The sequence below is a fragment of the uncultured Aquimarina sp. genome, assembly GCF_947492115.1.
Classification (GTDB): Bacteria; Bacteroidota; Bacteroidia; order Flavobacteriales; family Flavobacteriaceae; genus Aquimarina.
On the sequence record NZ_CANLMM010000005.1, the window covers coordinates 323,659 to 342,649 of the forward strand.

At 32.9% G+C, this 18,991-nt stretch carries 13 protein-coding genes; 9 read left to right on the plus strand and 4 right to left on the minus strand.

Translation table 11 applies throughout. The features are described 5' to 3' along the window. Window position 1 precedes the first annotated feature (1 nt). Window positions 2-235, minus strand: coding sequence for a hypothetical protein (locus Q1A73_RS16890; protein ID WP_299607704.1), 234 nt, complete (start codon window positions 233-235; stop codon window positions 2-4). 264 nt (window positions 236-499) lie between these two features. On the opposite strand from Q1A73_RS16890, the gene Q1A73_RS16895 reads away from it, so the two are divergent. The 5 genes from Q1A73_RS16895 to Q1A73_RS16915 all read left to right on the plus strand — a co-directional run bounded on the left by Q1A73_RS16895 (window position 500) and on the right by Q1A73_RS16915 (window position 8,029). Next, window positions 500-3,712 (plus strand): hypothetical protein, encoded by a 3,213-nt coding sequence (locus Q1A73_RS16895; protein ID WP_299607706.1) that lies wholly within the window; start codon window positions 500-502, stop codon window positions 3,710-3,712. Window positions 3,713-3,723: 11 nt separating this feature from the next. Continuing rightward, window positions 3,724-5,682: an alpha/beta fold hydrolase gene (locus Q1A73_RS16900; protein WP_299607709.1), complete on the plus strand. Its 1,959-nt coding sequence runs from the start codon at window positions 3,724-3,726 to the stop codon at window positions 5,680-5,682. 18 nt (window positions 5,683-5,700) lie between these two features. Continuing rightward, window positions 5,701-6,378 carry a DUF2490 domain-containing protein gene (locus Q1A73_RS16905; protein WP_299607712.1) on the plus strand — a complete coding sequence of 226 codons (678 nt, stop codon included), beginning with the start codon at window positions 5,701-5,703 and terminating at the stop codon, window positions 6,376-6,378. Between the two features lie 5 nt (window positions 6,379-6,383). Continuing rightward, window positions 6,384-6,956, plus strand: a complete 573-nt coding sequence (locus tag Q1A73_RS16910; protein WP_299607714.1) for a cysteine hydrolase family protein — start codon at window positions 6,384-6,386, stop codon at window positions 6,954-6,956. Window positions 6,957-7,312: 356 nt separating this feature from the next. Further along, the gene (locus Q1A73_RS16915) at window positions 7,313-8,029 is read left to right on the plus strand and encodes a DUF547 domain-containing protein (RefSeq protein WP_299607717.1); all 717 of its coding nucleotides are present in this window, start codon (window positions 7,313-7,315) and stop codon (window positions 8,027-8,029) included. A 122-nt stretch (window positions 8,030-8,151) separates the two neighbouring features. Here Q1A73_RS16915 and Q1A73_RS16920 read toward each other — a convergent pair whose 3' ends face one another. Beyond that, the gene (locus Q1A73_RS16920; RefSeq protein ID WP_299607719.1) at window positions 8,152-8,307 is read right to left on the minus strand and encodes a hypothetical protein; all 156 of its coding nucleotides are present in this window, start codon (window positions 8,305-8,307) and stop codon (window positions 8,152-8,154) included. Between the two features lie 123 nt (window positions 8,308-8,430). On the opposite strand from Q1A73_RS16920, the gene Q1A73_RS16925 reads away from it, so the two are divergent. Together Q1A73_RS16925 and Q1A73_RS16930 are read left to right on the plus strand one after the other, a co-directional pair. Next, window positions 8,431-8,652 (plus strand): hypothetical protein, encoded by a 222-nt coding sequence (locus Q1A73_RS16925; protein WP_299607722.1) that lies wholly within the window; start codon window positions 8,431-8,433, stop codon window positions 8,650-8,652. 156 nt (window positions 8,653-8,808) lie between these two features. Further along, window positions 8,809-10,020, plus strand: a complete 1,212-nt coding sequence (locus Q1A73_RS16930; RefSeq protein WP_299607725.1) for a bifunctional alpha/beta hydrolase/OsmC family protein — start codon at window positions 8,809-8,811, stop codon at window positions 10,018-10,020. 22 nt (window positions 10,021-10,042) lie between these two features. Here the strand turns inward: Q1A73_RS16930 and Q1A73_RS16935 are convergent, their stop codons facing one another. Together Q1A73_RS16935 and Q1A73_RS16940 are read right to left on the minus strand one after the other, a co-directional pair. Then, the gene (locus tag Q1A73_RS16935; RefSeq protein WP_299607728.1) at window positions 10,043-10,816 is read right to left on the minus strand and encodes a class I SAM-dependent methyltransferase; all 774 of its coding nucleotides are present in this window, start codon (window positions 10,814-10,816) and stop codon (window positions 10,043-10,045) included. 12 nt (window positions 10,817-10,828) lie between these two features. Then, complete coding sequence (locus tag Q1A73_RS16940; protein WP_299607731.1) at window positions 10,829-13,894, minus strand: DUF2723 domain-containing protein; 3,066 nt, start codon at window positions 13,892-13,894, stop codon at window positions 10,829-10,831. A gap of 446 nt (window positions 13,895-14,340) precedes the next feature. Between Q1A73_RS16940 and Q1A73_RS16945 the strand changes: the two genes are divergently transcribed. Together Q1A73_RS16945 and Q1A73_RS16950 are read left to right on the plus strand one after the other, a co-directional pair. Next, entirely contained in the window at window positions 14,341-17,607 is a 3,267-nt protein-coding gene (locus Q1A73_RS16945) for a T9SS type A sorting domain-containing protein (RefSeq protein ID WP_299607733.1), read from the plus strand. A gap of 67 nt (window positions 17,608-17,674) precedes the next feature. Then, entirely contained in the window at window positions 17,675-18,691 is a 1,017-nt protein-coding gene (locus Q1A73_RS16950) for a hypothetical protein (protein WP_299607735.1), read from the plus strand. The last annotated feature ends 300 nt before the right edge of the window (window positions 18,692-18,991 follow it).

An 18,991-nucleotide genomic window follows, 5' to 3' on the forward strand; every position in this document is an offset into this window, starting at 1 on the left:
ATTACGTAAGCATTTCTTTTACGCTGTTGTAATCTTCTATATATTCCCAATAAATTATTCTATCAAAAGCATATTTGATGAGGATAAATTTTTCGCTAACAGATAAAATTCTATCTACAGAAACTATTTTTTTGGATGGAATCTCTACCGTTACTTCTTCTGTGATTTCTTGATTTCTTGCATCAAATCCGTGTACAATGATATGATTATGTAAAGTAAGTTCAATAAATTTCATAAGATCTATTTTATACTCCAAAGGTATCGCTTTTTCACCTTAACACCCCTTTAAGAATTTCGCATTGTCATTTTCTTAACTTTAGCTTTTCAATTTTATAATCAATCAAAAATGTTAAAAAGATATTTTCTTTTAACGCTTCCAAAACACGACAACTCTAATCATTCTAATAGAAATATTGCCCAATCCAATGGAAATATTCTCCTATTAAAATCACGCATAGGTTTTAAAACAATTTCAATTTAATTAACTCTCTACACTAAAATGAAAAAATTACTATTTCTACTATCTATAATTCTGGTTTCCGGAATGTACGCCCAAGATTTTTCGATGGATTATGTTAAAAAAGTTCATCCTAGAAACATAGGTCCTGGTGGAATGAGTGGTCGGGTTACCTCTATAGATGTAGTTGTTTCGGATCCTGATATTATTTATGCTGGTACCGCTTCTGGTGGTTTATGGAAATCTACATCTGGTGGAATTAAATGGGATCCAATTTTTGATAACGAGGCTACTGCCTCCATAGGTGCTATTGCAATCCAGCAATCTAATCCATCAGTAATATGGGTAGGAACTGGTGAAGGAAATCCTAGAAACAGTCTTAATGGTGGGTATGGAATCTATAAATCATTAGATGGTGGAAAAAATTGGAAATTAATGGGATTAGAAAAAACTCGACATATTCATAGAGTTATTGTTGATCCTACCGATCCTAATATCGTTTATGTAGCTGCTATTGGTTCTCCTTGGGGAGAACATCCTGAAAGAGGTATTTTTAAAACTACGGATGGTGGACTAACCTGGAAAAAAGTTCTTTTTGCAAATAATAAAACTGGTGCCGCAGATTTGGTTATGGATCCGACAAATCCCAATAAACTAATTGCAGCTTTATGGGAACACAAAAGAGATCCTTGGTTTTTTAAATCTGGAGGAGAAGGTTCTGGTTTATACATTACCCATGATGGTGGAAAAACATGGAAAGAAAGAACAGACAAAGATGGTTTACCAAAAGGAGATTTAGGAAGAATGGGAATAGCAATCGCTAGGAACAAACCAAATATTGTGTATGCATTAATCGAAGCAAAGAAAAATGCCCTATACAAATCTGAAGATGGAGGTTTTAATTGGAAAAAGGTAAATGATAAAAACGATATAGGTAACAGACCATTTTATTATTCTGAAATATATGTAGATCCACAAAACGAAAATAGAGTATATTCTATTTTTACGTATGTGAATGTATCAGAAGATGGAGGAAAGAATTTCACTCAATTAATGCCTGCTTACGGCGTTGATAACGGTGTACATCCAGATCATCATGCTTGGTGGATTCATCCTGAAGATGGTAACTTTATGATTGATGGAAATGATGGAGGTTTAAATATTACAAAAGATGGTGGAAAAAACTGGAGATTTATTGGCAATCTTCCTGTTGCACAGTTTTACCATATCAATGTAGATAATGAATATCCTTACAATGTCTACGGAGGAATGCAAGACAATGGAAGTTGGAGAGGACCAGCTTATGTATGGAAAGCACAAGGAATAAGAAATTCTTATTGGCAAGAAATATCATTTGGTGATGGATTTGATGTGGTACCAGACAAAGACGATTCAAGATACGGATGGTCCATGAGTCAACAAGGATTTGTAAGTCGCTATGATTGGATGACAGGAAATAATTATACTGTAAAACCTACACACCCAGATCCAGAAGTTAAGTTACGATTTAATTGGAATGCTGCTATCAATATTGATCCGTTTGATAATAGCACTATCTATTTTGGTAGTCAATTTGTGCATAAAAGTACCGATAAAGGACTTACTTGGAAAGTCATATCTCCAGATTTATCGACCAACAATCCTGAGAAACTAAAACAAGCAGAAAGCGGTGGACTAACCATGGATGCTACCGGAGCAGAGAACCATTGTACCGTTTTAGTCATAGAACCTTCTCCGCTAGAACAAAATATGCTATGGGCCGCTACCGATGATGGTAGAGTACATATAACTAGAAATGGAGGAACAAATTGGACAGATATTTCTAGTAATATCAAAGGATTGCCTACTGGAAGCTGGATAGTACAGATCAAAGCATCTAACAAGAAAAAAGGAGAAGCGCTATTAGTCGCTAATGACTACCGAAGATTTAATTATACTCCGTATGCCTATAGAACGGTAGATTATGGTAAAACATGGCAACGAATTGTTGATAGTAATGACGTAAAAAGTTACGCATTAAGTATTGTAGAAGATCCTGTAGAGAAAAATTTACTTTTCTTAGGAACAGATGACGGATTATATATTTCTGTGGATGCTGGAAATAAATGGACAAAATGGACGTCTGGATTCCCTACTGTATCGGTAAAAGATCTTGTAATCCAACCGAGAGAACATGATTTAGTAATAGGAACTTTTGGTAGAGCTGCATGGGTGTTAGATGATATCAGACCATTAAGAGGCATTGCTAAAAACAAAAGCATCCTTACCCAAAAATTACAATTATTCGAACCACCAACAGCATACCAAGCGGCATATCAGCAACCAACAGGAAGTCGTTTCGGTGGGGATGCATTATTTAATGGTGAAAATCGTGATGGTGGAGCTCATATTTCATTTTTTGTAACCGTAGAACAAAAGAAAGCGTCTAAGGATAAAAAAGAAGATGAGAAAGAGGATGAGAAAGAAGAAGAGGACGAAAAAGAAGAGAATAAAGTGAAATGGGATTCTGTACATTTAAAAATTTATAATGGAGATAAGCTTATTCGAACGCTTAAAAGAAAGACTCCAGACTCTACTGGTATTCATAAAATGAGATGGTTTATGGATGAAAAAGGTGTACAACGCCCTTCTAGAAAAATTCAAAAACAGAAAAGAGAGCCAGGAGGTGTTGGTGTAAAACCAGGAACTTACAAATTGGTTATGGAATATGGTGATCAAAAATCTGAAACCAATATCACGGTAAAATCTGATCCAAGATTACAAGTTTCTCAAAAGAATATTAATGAAATATATGCGGCTTCAAAAGAGCTAGAAAGTATGCAAAAAACAGCTGCAGATGCCGTAAAGCAATTAGTAGAAAGTAAAGAAATTGCTACAAAATATCAGAAAGAGCTTAAAAAACTAGATAAGGAGAAGTTTAAAGATCAAATAAAATCTTCCAAAGAAATTACGAAGAAAATAGATTCAGTAATTGCTATTTATTTAGGTAAAGAAGATAAAAGGCAAGGAATTACCAGAAATCCAGAAGTCACTGTAATGCAACGAATGGGCACCGCAGGATGGTACACAGGCAGTAGACAAAATGGATTAACCACAACCGAAAAAACGCTAATGAAGCATGCAAAAGATGCTCTTACTGATGCGATTAATAAAACCAACAACTTTTTTAAAGATGAATGGTTACCGTACCAACAGGCAATTGAAAAATTAGACACTTCTCCTTTTAGGGAAATAAAGACTTTCACAATCAATTAAAACGTTCACCAATGAAAAAACTCGTTATCCTGGGAATGGGACTTCTCTTATTCTATTCCTGTAAAAAAGAAGCTAAAGAAGAAACGCAAGATGTTGCACAATCTGTAAAAATAGAAGAATATTCTATAGAACAGTTTATGGACAATGAAAATGCATTTGCCAATGGGTTTTCAAAAGACAAATCCAAAGTGCTGATGACCAGCAATCGTTCTGGAATCTATAATATGTATACCACCTCGGTAAAAGGAGGTGAATTGATCCCAGTAACTAAATCCGATAGTTCGTCTATATACGGAATATCATATTTCCCAGAAGATGATAGGATTTTATTCAGAATGGATGGTAATGGAGATGAAATTTTTAAAATCTTCATGAAAGATAGCGCTGGAATTAAAAGACTTACTCCAGAAAAGAATGTACGCGCCTTGTTTAGAGGATGGTCCAAAGATGGAAAAAGTTTCTTCTACGGAAGTAACGAAAGAAATCCGAAGTTTATGGATCATTATGAAATGAATATTTCTGACTTCTCGTCTAAGGTGATTTATGAAAATAAAGATGGATTTGATTTTGCTGGTATGTCTAATGATAGAAAATATATCGCTTTATTAAAGCCAGTAAATACAAACGACACGGACTTATTTGTATTAAATACTGAAACTGGTAAGAGAACTAAGATTAATGAGAACCTAAGTGGTAACTCTCCGGAAGATTTTTCTCCTGATAACAAATTTTTGTATTACACCAGTGATGATGGTGCAGAATTTAGTTATTTGATGAAATACAATCTCGAGGATGGAACTAAGGAAAAAGTAGCTCAGAAAGATTGGGACATCACCTCTTTTTACTTTACCAGAAACGGAAAATACAAAGTAATGTTCACCAATGAGGATGCTAAAACAGTGATGGCTGTAGAAGATGTGGCTACTGGAAAACCAATGGATTTCCCCACCTTTAAAGATAAAGAAATCTCTAGCGCTAGTTTTTCTAGAGATGAAACGATGGCTTTTCTAAATGTTGCCGGTTCTAGCACACCAAGAAACGTATATTCATATAACATAGCTACCAAAGAATACCATCAGCTAACAGATGTATTAAATAAAGATATCAATGCGGATCATTTAGTAGCATCTGAAGTTGTGCGTTTTAAATCTTTTGATGGATTAGAAATTCCAGCAATATATTATAAACCTAAGCAAGCATCAGCTACCAATAAAGTTCCTGCTTTGGTATGGGTGCATGGAGGACCTGGAGGACAATCAAGACAAGGATTTAGCTCAATTATTCAGTATTTGGTAAATCATGGATATGCTATTTTAGCTGTTAACAATAGAGGAAGTAGTGGTTATGGAAAAACATTTTATAAGATGGATGACCAAAATCATGGTGATAAGGACCTAAAAGATTGCGTAGCCGGTAAAGATTGGTTAGCTGAGCAAGATATTATCGACCCTAACAAAATTGGAATTATCGGTGGTTCTTATGGAGGTTATATGACAATGGCTGCATTAACGTATACTCCCGAAGAATTTAAGGTTGGTGTGAATATATTTGGTGTTACCAATTGGTTAAGAACTTTAAAAAGCATTCCGCCATGGTGGGAATCTTTCAAAGATGCTTTATATACAGAAATGGGAGATCCCAATACGGCTGATTCTGTAAGACTACGTAAAATTTCTCCTTTGTTTCATACAGAAAAAGTGACTAAACCACTGATTGTATTACAAGGTGCTCAAGATCCAAGAGTATTAAAAGTAGAATCTGATGAGATCGTTGAAGGAGTTAGAAAAAATGGTGTTCCAGTAGAGTATGTTCTATTCGAAGATGAAGGTCATGGTTTTGTTAAAAAAGAAAATCAAATTGAAGCTTACGGAAAAGTTTTAAAATTTCTGAATACTTACCTTAAAGGATCTGGATCAGATGTCATTAATGATGGAAAAAAAGAAGTAAAAACTGTAGAATCTGATTCTTAAAAGAATAAGTATATTTTTATGAAGAAAACAATTTTAGTAATTGCATTGTTAGCCTGTATCACTCAAGTTAATGCGCAAAATACCGGTGAAAATGAGTTAGGCGCTTGGTATATGTATTTTGGTACAAATCGAATAACTGATAAACTTAGTATTCATTCCGAGGCACAGTTTCGATTTTATGAAGTAGCAAACACTTTTAACCAATTGCTATTGCGAACTGGGCTTAATTATCATATTACTGACAATGCAATTGCTACAATTGGATATGGATATATTAACACAGATGGAACCTTTGCCGATATTCCCGGTGAGGAAAACAGCAATGAACATCGAATTTTCGAACAGTTTATCCTCAAAAATAAAGTTGGAAAAGTAGCATTAGAACATAGATATCGATTAGAACAACGTTTTATCAGTACACAAGCAGATGATTTTACAGAACATCGAGCTAGGTATCGTTTGCAACTCACCTACCCTTTTAATGATAAATGGTTTCTGAATGTATATGATGAAATTTTTATCAATTTACAAGAACCAATTTTTGGTCAAAACAGACTATACGGAGCTATTGGATATAACGTAAAATCTAACTTTAGCATTCAGGTAGGATATTTAAAAAATCACTTTACAGGAATTAATTTTGACAGAGTACAACTAGGTATTATCTATAATACTGATTTTAGAAGTAAGCAATAGAAATCATGACAATTACAAAAAAGGATAATCCAGCACTATTATTAATAGATGTTCAAAAAGGGATCAATAGTCCAGGATATTATGGTACAGAACGGAATAATCCTGATGCAGAAAAAAATATTGAAGCTTTACTACGTAAATGGAGATCTGAAGAACTTCCTGTATATCACGTAAAGCATTGTTCTACAAATCCTGAATCTCCTCTGGCAAAAGGTAAATCCGGGAATGATTTTCAGGATTTTATCAAGCCTCTAGCTCATGAACCAATCATAGAAAAAGGTGTAAATAGTGCCTTTATAGGTACAGATCTTAGAGAACAACTAACTCATAAAAAGATCAACACACTGGTTATTGTTGGGCTTACTACAGAACATTGTGTGTCTACGAGTACCAGAATGGCTTCTAACTTTGGTTTTAAAACATTTCTGATAGAAGATGGTGTTGCTGCTTTTGACAAAATAGGTGTTAATGGAGAAAGGTATAGTGCTCAAATGGTTCATGATATTGAAATTGCAAATCTAAAAGATGAATTTGCAACTATCATAAAAACCGAGAGTTTACTCAGTAATTTTGAATAAATTTTTCTAATAATTTTATAGCTCCTTGGTTGATATTTTATGCTAATAATCGTAACCACTCTTAAGAGATAATATTTCAATTTAGATTTGAAATACGTAGCAGAGTTAAAAAACAAAAATCTATCAATTCTTTCCATAAAACTAAGACAAAACAGGTGATTTTTTCACCACAAAAACTCCTTGAATTCGTAGTCTACGTTTATATATTAGCAGCTTTTAAAATGTTAAAATCATAAATTATTGTATTTTAATCGTTAAAATTTGCTTTTTGTCGATAAAATTTTATAGATTTACGGTATAACCGTAATTAAAATAATTTAAGTTGTAATTTCCCCTAAATCTAATACAGTTTTGTTATGAAAAAGTTTCTAATATTCACTGTCTTAACTTTATTCAGTTTTATTACTGATATACAGGCGCAAAAAAATCATATCGATCATATGGTATGGGATCAGCTTTTATTGCTGAACGTATCTAATGACGGTAAAGTAGATTATAAAGGTTTTATTAGAGATAAATTTTTATTCGATAAATACTTCAAATCTTTATCTACTAACTATCCTGCAGAAAATTCCGAGGCTACAGAAAAGCTTGCGTATTGGGTAAACTTATACAATGCCATTGTTATGAAAATGGTCATAGATCATTATCCTATTAAATCCATTAATGATTTAGAAAATCCTTGGAAGAAAAAATCCATAACGATTAATAATAAAGAATATAGTCTTGATGATATAGAACATAAAGTACTAAGAAAAATGAATGAACCAAGAATTCATTTCCTTCTTAATTGCGCTGCCACCTCATCGCCAAAACTATGGAATAGAGCGTACACGAGTAGAAATATTACTCAGGCACTAGAAGATAAAACTATCGAATACATAAACGATCCTTCGAAGAATTTGGTAGCTAATGATGATGTTAAGCTGTCCAAAGTATTTGAATGGTATGCGAAAGATTTTAATAACGGAGATATAAAAGATTATGTAAATCAGTATGCTAAAGAAAAAATTCAAAAATCATCCAAAATAGCATATCTGGAATATGATTGGAGTCTAAATGAACAAAAATAAACCAATCTCGATAAATTTTAAGGTCCTTCCACAGGACAACAAAGATATTATTACCCCAAAATATTTTATCAAATAAACAGTTATAGGTAGATTAAAAGTCTACCTATAACTAAATCTTCTATTTAGCAACCATTACTTGTGCAAAAATTGTTGACACATACTGAATGTGCTGGACATATAGCATCATCTCCAAAGCAAGCCAATCCACCCTTTACAATTTTCATTTGAGCTTTTGGTAACTCATTTACTCCTTTTAGATTAAGAATTTTTTGTAGCATAATTTTAAAATTTTGATTGAACATCTTAAAGCTAGTTAAATTAATTTAAAAATGGGGAAAAAATCACTTTTTAATGTATTTTTAAAGGAAGTATATTTTATTCTTTTAATTACATTAAAACTTATGAAAACATTAGTAGAAAAATTCGATCATTTTAAAAAACTTTCTAGAGTAGAACTTATCAAAATTGGCGGTGGACAAAGAGATCAATGCACGCCAGAACAGGTAAATACCTGTACTTTTGTTCAGTATTATCCAGAGGGATCCGTAATGATGGATTGCGGATCATCTATCGATGCAGATGGAGATGAGGTTTGGATACCTTGCGAAGCACATTTAGCATAAGAACAAATCTATTAAATCATACCAATTCATCATTTTGAATCGGTATGATTTTATCTATCTATCATAGATCGACTTCATAGATGTTAACACATTTTTAACCTATTCTAAAAGTTAGAAAAGAATAAAAATTTCGACTTTTAGAAAAACAACAATCCAATGAGTCTATCTAAAATCTCTTTTACCAACGCCGAGGGTCAGGTCCTTTCTGGTCGTTTAGAACTTCCTGCAGATCAACATCCACATAATTTTGCACTTTTTGCACATTGTTTTACTTGTAATAAAAACTTAGGTGCTGTTCGTAATATCAGCAGAGCGTTAACCTCTCAAGGTTTTGGTGTTCTTAGATTTGATTTTACTGGATTAGGAGAAAGTGAAGGTGATTTTGCCGATACCAATTTCTCGGGTAATGTAGAAGATCTAGTAGCAGCTGCAGATTTTCTTACTGAAAATTATCAAGCTCCTTCCCTACTTATTGGTCATTCTTTAGGAGGTGCTGCAGCAATATTCGCCGCTTCAAAACTTGATGCTATCAAAGCGGTGGCTACTATCGGAGCTCCTTCAGATCCAACTCATGTACAGCATTTGTTACGCAGTGGATTAGATGAAATTGAAGCCAATGGAAAAGCTGTAATCAATCTAAGTGGTAGAGATTTCACCATCAAAAAACAATTCTTAGATGATTTAGAAACAAAATCATTAGCCACAGTAGCAAAAAACCTAAATAAAGCTTTACTGGTGTTGCATTCTCCACAAGACACTACGGTAGGTATCAAAAATGCAGAAGAGATATATCACGCTGCAAAACATCCTAAAAGTTTCGTTACTTTAGATGGAGCAGATCATTTACTAATGCGTAAAGAAGATTCCATATACGTAGGAAATGTAATTGCTGGTTGGTCATCTAGATATATAGACATTCCTGAAGAACCTAAACTAAAGAGTACACATCAGGTAGTAGTCAGTTTAGGAAATGATGAAGGATACACTACTCAAATGAAAGTAGGGAATCACTATATGGTAGCTGATGAACCAGAAAGTGTCGGTGGTAATGATTTTGGACCTTCTCCATATGAATTAGTTTCTGCAGGATTATCGGCCTGTACAGCAATGACCATTAAGATGTACGTTTCCCGAAAAGGATGGGATCTAAAAAATGTAGAAGTCCATACCAGTTATGACAGAAGGCATATAGACGATTGTGAGAATTGTGAAGATCCAACTGCTAAAATTGATACATTCGATCGAGAAATTAAATTGGAGGGTGATTTAGATGAAAAACAAATCGCTAGAATTCTTCAGATAGCTGATAAATGTCCAGTACATAAAACTTTACATACAGAAACACAAGTAATTACTAAATTAGTTTAATTATCTTAAAACTTTAAAAACTCTATTTTTCCAAAATGCAGAAAAAATCTAAAGTTTTATCAGTACAGCTGTTAAGTTTATAATCATTGGAGTTTATTTCTTCTATTAAACTTCTATTATTTTCTAACAATTGTTTACGATTTTTCCTGTTTAGTATCTCATAAGGTATTTTAAGAAAGCTCGAGGGTAATTTATGCTGTAATCCAAAAATATCAAAACGAAGTAATTTTTCGACCTTATCCTTATTTTTAAGATAGTATAAATTCGCTTTATTATTTCCTTCAATACCTTTTATTTCAAAATTTTTGAAATATTTCTTTAGAAGTGTTTCTAGTTCTATAAAATCATATTCTTTATAATGCCAAGGATTTCTTGCTATCGATTTTGAAGCATTTGGTGTTGTAATAAGTGCTTTGCCTCCTGGTTTTAAGACACGATAAATTTCTTGAAGGTATAAATGATCATGTTTAATATGTTCTATAACTTGAAAAGACAATACTATATCAAATTGATTGTCTGCAATATTTGTTAGTGGTGGGATTTTTTGCTTTAGAAAAGTAACTTCCGGAAAATTCTCCCTGAGTACTCGAAAAGAATAATCCGATTTATCGATTAAAGTTAGCTTCTCTACATTCCTATAATATTGATTGATCCCATAGCCTTCTCCACAACCTATTTCTAGAACATTTCCATACACCAATTCCTTAGCAATTTCATAAGCTTTTTTAGTTCTTAAATATAACGGCCGATCAGAGAGAATTCTGGAGGAAGTAACTTCGGTAGAAAAAAAATACATCAATGGAGATAATTAATAGGGCCAGTTTTTACTATGCCATTCTTTAAATGATAGTTCTATTTGTTCGAACTCTTTCTTCAGTTCATTAGCTTTTTTAAAATTTAACGCTTCATATTGATGAATCATTTGAATATACATTCCCTTAATTCGATTAGCATGTCTAACGTTAATGATTGAATTATCTGGATTAAATGAAATTAACCATAATAACTCTTCCTTTAAATTACTCATTGATTGCAAACAAATTTTATCACCCTTATCCTGATTTCCAGCTCTTATGTATAATTTCCCAATCGCAAATGCAAATTGCTTGAAAGGAACGGTATGATTTGGAAATTGAGCAACACACTTGTCAAGAATCGCAATGGCATCTTCTGCCCTATTTTCTTCAAGCAATGCCTGCGCAAGAAAATAATAGTTCCTACGCAAAATCTGTTGCGCATATGCTCTATTTTCATAATCTACAAACTGATCTACATCTCGAAAACCACTAAACATTGTTTGATCTTTTAAGAAAGGAAACATCATACCTGTATTCACAATTTTTGGATTTAATCCAGGTTTCGATCGTTTTACTGGAGCTAGAACTTCAACCAATCCTTGTTGTATGGTATAAGGTTGTAAACCTATATAATGATTGGTATTTCCATTGATAGCAAAAGCAATAGGCCTATCGTGGATGTTTTGTTGTATAATGTTTAAGGTAGCTAGTTCATTAATAGCATAAAAATCTTTCGAAAAATTCCAGGCAATTTGATCTACAAAAGACAAATTCAATTTATTTTTATTGTAATGTTTTTGTGGAATTTTTAGAGTATCAATCTTAATATAAAATTTATCTGTAGGAATGTAATGAATTGGTCTTCTATTCCAAGGTTTTTTTGTTTTTGGATCAGCTAAAAATTTAAACAATAGGTCCACATCCACAGCATCTTTGACTTCTTTTCGTAAAGGTAATACTTGTTGAGGTCCTTTTTGGTATAATTCTTTAGGCAGTGTTACTGTAAGCCCTCTCGAATTATTCATTGATAATTTTAGTTTTTCGATATACCAATCCAAATTAAGCTGATCGAAATTAATGATGCGTATATCAGTGCGATAATCCTCAACTTCCTGTAAATACCATAAAGGAAAAGTCATATTATCGCCATTGGTAATTAAAATCGTATTGGGTGGACAGGAATCCAAGTACGCTTTTGCAAAATCTCTAGCAAAAGTATCATCACTTCTATTATGATCGTCCCATCCCTTGGCAAAAAGTTGTAAAGGCCCCGCTATTGCGACTAATACAGTGATTCCGATGAGTTTTGTTTTTTTTGAAGGGATAAATGAAAACCACTTATACAGCTGTAAAGAAGCTAATCCGATCCACATACAGAAAGGAATAAATGATGCAATAAAAATATAATCTCTTTCACGGATCAGAATACTAGAGGGAGTTGGATTTACATAGAGAATAATTCCCAATCCAAACGTAAGAAAGAAAACGAATGAAGTTAGTAAATGTACCTTCTTTTTTCGCATGGAAAACAATCCTATTAGCCCTAATAAAAAAGGTAAGAAGTAATAAGAATCTTTGCTTTTATCGATTTTATAATAATCTGGAATAACTTCTGAATCCCCGATTTTATTTTGATCTACGATCCCAATACCACTAATCCAGTTTCCGTTAAGGATAGTTCCAGTACCTTTGTTATCATTCTGTTTACCAATAAAATTCCAATATAAATATCGTAGGTATAACCAATCTAATTGATAGTTATAAAAAAAACTTACATTTTCAGAAAAAGTAGGTTTGTTAATTTGTTGTACCTCTCCCATAATAGGATATGAAACAGGAGTACCTTTTACAAAAGTCCAGGTATTATAACCTGTTATATCTGCAGATTTACGACTATACATTCTAGGGAAGAAAGTTGTAAATTCACGAGCATAATTTTCCTTACTATAAACACCATTATCTACCTCAACATATTTCTTTGTATTCTTATCGTACAGCACTATAGGAGATCTATCGGAAAACGGCATATCCTTATCTATTGGAGCATTAAAAAAATGTCCTCTAACCAACTGAGTATCACTCAAACCAAACTGCTCAGCTTTAATGTATTTTAAAAGCGATAATGGGTTCGTTGGTTCATTGGAAGTAGGAGTTTGCGCATTTGCTCTTATAATAGTAACTCCATAAGAACTTAGACCTATGTAGAAAAATAAAATACAAAAACTTACGATAGCTAAAGATGAATTGTTTTTCCTAGAAGCGTACCAAATACAGGCGCTTAAAAAGAGAAAAAGTAATATATACATAACAATAAGTCCAGTATTAACGCTAAGACTCATATCATTCACAAAAAAGACATCTAAAAGATAACCTATATATAAAAAACCTTGAATGATAACTCCATATATAACAAAAAATAATAACGTGCCTCCTACTAAACCTAAAATTATATTTTTTATTGAAAATTGATATTTCTTATACACAAATATTATAGCCATTGGGATTACAACGGAGAGATTAATCAAATGAACACCAGCAGAGAGGCCCAACAAAAATGCAATTAAAATTAGCCAACGAACCTCTCTTTTATTTTCTATTTCTTTTAACCATAAAATAAGCAGGTACCAAATAAATATCAATAATAAAAACGATAGTGTGTAGACCTCGGTTTCGGTAGCTGCCACCCAAAAACTATGAATAAATGCCAACGTTAACGCACTAATGATTCCGCATACAGAAGGAAGCCAAATAGTGTATTCTTGTTTTGATTTTTTGAGTATTGAGTAGGCTAAGGCTTTTGTAATAAAGTATACTAAAGTTACAGTTAATGCTCCAAACAAACCTGAAATAATTGTATTGACAAAAGCAATGTTAGAGGACGGCACAACAGAAAGGATTGCATTAGAAATAAGCATGTATAAAGGTGCTCCAGGAGGATGAGTAATCTGTAGTTTATAATTACTGGCTACAAATTCAGCACTATCCCAGAATGAAATAGTACGAGAAGAACAGACTATATAGATCGCAAAAACTACTCCAAAAAGAATCCAACCAATAATTTGTTCTGCTTTTTTCATTTCTGTATTGTTCTATTCAATTAGCAAGATAGGAGATTTTTTTTAGAAAATTAATCTGATGATATAGGTTAATGATTGAATTCTAAAACAGGTATAATCCCCTATACGTGAGAAAATAGATTTTTATAATTTTACTTAAAAATATGTTAAATAATATTTTGTATATTTGCAGCACCCTTTAAATCCATACCCTATGATTAAAAAACTACCTATAAAAATCATATCTTTTTTAGATTTGATTTTCGATCTTCAAATAGAAAGCCTTAAAGATCTTATAAGCTTTCATTACTCATATTTTTTACGAACAAAAAAACATCAAATTATTCCTTTTTGTTAAAATAATTTGTTTGACTATTTATTCTTTTAATCTCTGAATTAAACTAACATAAGTTTAGATCAGAAATTAATCTTATTACCGTATAGACATAATTTTAAACATAAAACTTATGAAACAAAAACTACATGTAATCATTACCACTTCCTTATTCTTGGTTGGTATGATAAGTGTGCAAGCACAGACCCTAAATGAAACGCAAGGTACCGGATCAGGTGCTAGCATTTCTTCAGGAGATTTTAATACTATGTATGGAGATAGTACAGGTTCGTACTTAACTTCAGGATCCCAAGTAACTTTAATGGGATATCAAGCTGGTAGAAGTGTTACCACTAGCGAATTAGTTGCCATAGGATATCAATCTGGATATACAAACACCACAGGATTTGATAATACTTTTGTTGGAGCACAGTCCGGAAGGCTAAATCAAACTGGAGGTGATAATACTTTTATTGGTACAGAATCAGGAGAAAATAACACTACAGGATACGATAACACCTTTGTGGGTGAGGAATCTGGAACTCTAACAACAACAGGTTACGAAAATACCTTCATTGGAGAAGATGCTGGTTTTAGTAATACTACAGGATACAAAAACGTATTTGTTGGAAATGAAGCTGGAATCTCATCTGATGTAGGATACAGAAACGTAGCTGTAGGTTCTGAAGCAATGAGTGATGTAGATGATGGGCATCACAATACTTCTATTGGAGATTCATCTGCTATTGATATCGGCGACGGTTTGTATAATGTTATGGTTGGTGCTGCCTCTGGAGTAGCCACAGAATGGGCGGATTTTAATACGTTTGTAGGAGCCATGTCTGGATGGGATAATAACAGAACCAATAATACTACGAATGCAAATCGAAATACATATGTAGGATATATATCAGGAGCTTCTAACCGTGAAGGTGAGGATAATGCAGGTTTTGGAGCCTTTTCAGGGTATGGAAGAACTCAACGAACGACTGCAGGAGGAGAAGGTTTTACATATTTTAGTGGAAATACAAACCGCAGTAGAACAACATTTTTTGGATCTCAAGCTATAGCTGCGCAAAATGATGTAATAACAATGGGGTATTATTCTTATAATGAAGGACAATACTCTATCGGAATCGGAAATGAAGGGGACATGCAAAATGCTGTTGGAGCTATCGTTATGGGATATCAATTTGACACTACTGATAATTCGGATTATTCTGTTGGTATGGGATACCAAGCAAATATCGCACAATCTGACGCTATTGGTATTGGTAGATCAGTAGATGTAGATAATACACAAGCCATTGCACTGGGTGCTAGTACAATTGTACAAACTGATGGAGGTATAGCTCTAGGGTATCAGGCTACCGTAAATGAAAGTGGAGCAACAGCAGGGGCATTATACAATATGGCTGTAGGATATCAAGCGCAAGCAACAGATTCTTTAGCAGTTGCTCTTGGAAAAGGTGCCATCTCTTCTGGAAAATATTCGTACGCTATAGGAACCAATGCTACGGCTACCATAGATAGTACTTTTGTTTTGGGTGGAGCATCACTACCTTTAAGTGTAGGAATAGGTACCGATACTCCTAATACCAATGCTTCATTAACTTTAGCTGATACTGACAAAGGTCTTCAAATAAATAGATTGACGAATACCCAAAGAACAAATCTAGAGAACGGTCTAACGACTTCTGATGAAGGTTTAATAGTTTATGACAACGAGGATAAAACAGTGTATACTTGGGATGGTACTCAATGGATAAATACTAGTTCTCTTAATACTGATGATCAAACGATAGACGTTTTTCAATTAAATTCAAATAGTCTTGAGTTGTCACTTGAAAGCGACGGAGTCGCAACACAGACGGTTGATTTATCATCTTATCTAGATAATACCGATAGCCAGGAATTATCTCTGGCAACCAACACATTAAGTATTTCTGGGAGTACTAATACAGTTGATCTTTCATCATATCTAGATAATACTGATTCGCAAGCATTATCATTAGCAACAAATACACTTAGTATATCTGGAGATTCTGGAACCATTGATCTTTCTGGATATTTGGATAATACAGATGCACAGTCAATCTCACTTGCTACGAATACTTTGAGTATTTCGGGAAATGCCTCTACAGTTGATCTATCATCTTACTTGGATAATACTGACAATCAGGATTTGAGTTTGTCTAATAATACATTAAGTCTAACAAATGATGCTACTTCTGTAGATCTTTCTTCCTATTTGGATAATACCGATGCGCAGTCAATCTCCCTTGCTACAAATACATTGAGTATTTCAGGAAATGCCTCTACAGTTGATCTATCATCTTACTTGGATAATACTGACAATCAAGATTTAAGTTTATCGAACAACACATTAAGTCTAACAAATGATGCTACTTCTGTGGATCTTTCTTCTTATTTGGATAATACCGATGCGCAGTCAATATCGCTTGCTACAAATACATTGAGTATTTCAGGAAATGCCTCTACAGTTGATTTATCATCTTATTTGGATAATACCGATGCACAGTCAATCTCCCTTGCTACAAATACATTAAGTATTTCAGGAAATGCCTCTACAGTTGATCTATCGTCTTACTTGGATAATACAGATAATCAAGATTTAAGTTTATCGAACAACACATTGAGTCTGACGAATGATGGAACTTCTGTTGATCTTTCTTCTTATTTGGATAATACGGATTCTCAGGAATTATCACTTAGTGGTTCTACTTTAAGTATTTCTGGAGGAACGAACACCGTGGATCTTTCCTCTTTGCAAGATGGAACCGGTACAGATAATCAGACGTTAACATTGGCTACAAATACCTTAAGTATAAGTAGTGGTAACTCAGTAGACCTTTCAGCTTATGTAAATTCGGACAATCAAAATCTTACTTCGGCAATATTAACAGGTACTAATCTTACTATTGATATTCAAAATGGATCTTCGGTATCTGTAGATTTAGCTCCATTAATTTCTTCGCTTCAGTCTGATTTAAATAGTGCACAGAGCGAAGTGTCGACTTTACAGACACAGATGACTGATGTGTTAGATCGTTTACAAGCGCTTGAAGATTGTGCTTGTCAAATTTTGAATGTAGAAGATGTGCCTGAAGGAAAGAATACTCCTGCTAAGTTATATCAGAATATTCCTAATCCTTTTAATGGTACTTCCTCTATTAAATATTATCTACCATTGGAAGTGAATAAAGCTGCAATGGTATTCAGTGATGGTAGCGGTAAAGTAATCTCTAATATCACATTAAATGATCGCGGTGACTCTCAACTAGATATCAATAGTGATGGTTTGGCTGCTGGAGTTTATTATTACACTTTATATGTAGGAGGACAAAAAGTAGATACTAAAAGAATGGTAATAGAATAATAAAACCTGTAATAAGTTTATATAAAAAAGCTTCACTGATAGTGAAGCTTTTTTTATTTTTAAAATTATGAATATATCTCAAACTGATCGTTTAAACACTATTCTAATTCTTTTGTCATTTGGATTAGCATATTTTTTACCATTTGAACTTTTTTTAATGGCATACGCAATTTTAGGCCCTTTACATTATTTTACGGAAGTTAATTGGATTCGAGATAATAATTATTTTGTATCCAATACTAACTGGATATATATTGTTTTAGCATTCGCCTTATTACTATCAGTACCTAAACTACTTAAATTAGAAGTATTTACTCCTACCAACGACAATGATACAGTAGTCTACATAAGATCAAAATTACCTACATACCTAAACTCTTTATTTTTTATTGGGATTGTTATTGCTATAGCTCTAATAGCGTTTAAAAACAGACAAAAACAACTCATTATCATTGGATTAGCAATTATAGTAGCTGTTTTGATGCATCAATTCACCCTATATCATGTAATCTTTAGCATATTTATACCTACCATTATTCACGTATATTTATTTACATTATTTTTTATGTGGTATGGAAATTTAAAAAATAAAAGTCATATTGGTTCTTTGAATGTACTACTGATAATAATTATTCCTGTAATCATTTGTTTTATTCCCGTTGATCAAGGATTGTATAATTTTTCTGAAAACATCAAATCCAATTACGTAGGAAATAATTTTCACATATTAAATACTAATATTTCTAAAATACTCGGATTAACTGATGGATCAAAATTCTTCTTTTATGAAATTTTAGATCTTAAAATCCAGATGTTTATAAGTTTTGCATATACCTATCATTATCTGAATTGGTTCTCAAAAACTACTATTATTCGATGGCATCAGAAATTGACAACAAAAAAATCATTAATTATACTAATACTATGGATGCTCTCCATCAGTCTTTATTTTTATGATTATAAGACAGGCCTAGAACTTTTATTATTTTGCAGTCTTGTCCATGTTTTTGTAGAATTCCCTTTAAACATTATATCCATAAGAGAAATTGGAAGACATTATCTAACTATGAAAAAAAATATATAGACGATTGTGAGAATTGTGAAGATCCAACTGCTAAAATTGATACATTCGATCGAGAAATTAAATTGGCGGGTGATTTAGATAAAAAACAAATCGCTAGAATTCTTCAGATAGCTGATAAATGTCCAGTACATAAAACTTTACATACAGAAACACAAGTAATTACTAAACTGATATCGTAACATGGAATAATCGGATATTCTAGTACTTTATACATCTAAGGGTATACCCTGATTTTTATAAATCAAGGTATGCCCTTACCTTTTTTAGATGCTATCATAATAGCTTGCAGAAGTAAATAAT